The sequence below is a fragment of the Streptomyces jumonjinensis genome (genome assembly GCF_009600885.1).
Lineage (GTDB): Bacteria > Actinomycetota > Actinomycetes > Streptomycetales > Streptomycetaceae > Streptomyces > Streptomyces jumonjinensis.
In genome coordinates, this window is sequence record NZ_VCLA01000207.1 from 20,241 (window position 1) to 20,771 (window position 531).

1 protein-coding gene is annotated in these 531 nt (G+C 66.7%); it reads left to right on the forward strand.

The window, feature by feature from the left end; translation table 11 throughout:
* Positions 1–531 (forward strand): condensation domain-containing protein (locus FF041_RS38705; RefSeq protein ID WP_228388974.1); only part of this gene is annotated, 531 nt, incomplete at both ends.

Consider the following 531-nt stretch of genomic DNA (forward strand, 5'->3'; position numbering starts at 1 on the left):
CTCGCGGAGCCTCCGCTCGTACGGATTCTGCTGGTGAAGCTGGGCCCGGACCGGTACCGGATGATGATCACGCTGCATCACATCGTGCTCGACGGCTGGTCGCTGCCGATCCTGATGCAGGAGCTGTGGACGGCGTACGAGGCCGGGGGCAGCACCGCCGGTCTGCCCACCGTCACCCCGTACCGCGACTACCTGGAATGGCTCACCCGCCAGGACAAGGAAGCGGCACGAGACGCCTGGCGCGAATCACTCATGGGATCGGACGAGCCAACACTCATCGCGCCAACTGCTGACTGGGACGAGGCGCCAGCGGATTCGCGGGAAGTGTTCGTCCACGCGGGTGCGGCCCTGGACAGCGGGCTGGCCGAGTTGGTCCAAGCTCATGGTCTGACGTTGAACACGGTGGTGCAGGGTGCGTGGGGTCTGTTGGTGGGGAAGCTGACGGGCCGTCGTGATGTGGTGTTCGGGGCTTCGGTGGCGGGCCGGCCCGCAGGTCTGCCGGGTATGGAGACCATGCTCGGGCTGTTCATC